General features: G+C 50.2%; 1 protein-coding gene and 1 pseudogene. One reads left to right on the top strand and one right to left on the bottom strand.

Annotation, left to right across the window (positions count from 1 at the left end; all coding sequences use genetic code 11):
* Window positions 1-327: 327 nt before the first annotated feature.
* Window positions 328-544: pseudogene (locus AK2_RS16730) on the bottom strand (alpha/beta-type small acid-soluble spore protein).
* A 318-nt stretch (window positions 545-862) separates the two neighbouring features.
* On the opposite strand from AK2_RS16730, the gene AK2_RS16725 reads away from it, so the two are divergent.
* A complete protein-coding gene (locus tag AK2_RS16725; protein WP_217994724.1) occupies window positions 863-1,243 on the top strand; it encodes a YmaF family protein in 381 nt (126 codons plus the stop codon).
* The last annotated feature ends 96 nt before the right edge of the window (window positions 1,244-1,339 follow it).

The following is a 1,339-nucleotide window of genomic DNA, read 5'->3' as shown; positions in this document are numbered from 1 at the left end:
GAATCTCCTACAAGATATGCTCATCTTCTTCGCATCATCGAGTGCTTCCACCCTTCAAAGCTACGATAACCGCGGAGGAAATATGAGCCCACCTGCCTCTTCTGTGACAGCCCGGGAGGCGGAATGCTTCGGGAATTTCGCGGCCAACTTATTTGCGAAATGTGCATCTATGAGATGATCAGCGTGAGCACGGCGAGGATGCTGGACCGCAGTGGTTGGGGATGAATAATGAATTGATCACCCCAATGGCAAAGTCGGACGTTGTCACAGTCTCAAGACAAACGAAACCCCGGTTGCTACGACGGCCAGGGTGACAGTTTCCCTCGATTATGCGCGACCTGATAACTGTTGTTCCGCGATTTGAACCAATCGGCGTGTGATGTTTCCCCCAATGGCACCGGTGTCACGTGTGAGCATTGTTCCCCCAGTATCCACCTTCCGGAACCTGAATGCCCAATTCGCGCGCAACTTCGTACTTCAGTTGGTCCAAGGCGCGACCAGCTTGAGGTACAACAGGTACATTACGCTTTTGTCCAAGCGCCATGAGAACCCCTCCGGGGATCGGGGGATTATGTAAGAGGTCCTCACCCTTTGCTTTCGAACGATTACAGGGTGAAAGCATTATTCTGCTGCGGAGGGTCAAAGAAGCAGGCCGATTTTAGGATTTTGTCCATTTCCGAAGGCCTCTCTCCTGAATTACTTGTTTCATGAGGTGTGAACAGTTCATCTCTATGGCATGGAACGTTGAGCCATTGTCTTCCTAATCATCTTCGTGCTCTTTTTCTGATCCAATTATCGGAAGGTCAACAGGGGGAGGATAAGAGTGAAAGAAAAAGGGTACACAGAGGAAAATGAACAACGTGTGCTCGGGTTTGTTGTTGAGTCTGATGACTCTGATTCGGGTACCCATTCCCATGAACTATTCCTCGTTACGTGGGACGGTCGGGTACTTCACACGCATGGATTCTCGGGTATCACCTCATTTGATGTTGGACACCGACATGGCTATACAGGGGTAACAGCACCCGCACCCAGCGGCGTTCCACATACCCATGCCTACTCAACGGCAACAACCTTTAATGACGGACACCGGCACTTCCTTAGTGGAAGAACAGGGCCCGCCATTCCACTTCCGGGTGGTGGCCACTACCACCTTTTCGAGGGCGTTACCACGGTGAATGGAAGAATCCCTCATAGCCATACCTACTGCGGAAGAGCAGGGAATGAAATACCAAGGTGTTGATCAAATCTCAATCACCCGTCACATTTAGCAGGTATTTAATCGATCGGATATTTGAGCGTCTGTAGCATCATACCCATCATTTACATGCGAACAAAT

This window comes from Alicyclobacillus kakegawensis NBRC 103104 (assembly GCF_001552655.1).
GTDB lineage: Bacteria > Bacillota > Bacilli > Alicyclobacillales > Alicyclobacillaceae > Alicyclobacillus_G > Alicyclobacillus_G kakegawensis.
Note: the sequence above shows the minus strand (reverse complement) of the source record. Positions and strands in the feature narration are given on the sequence as shown.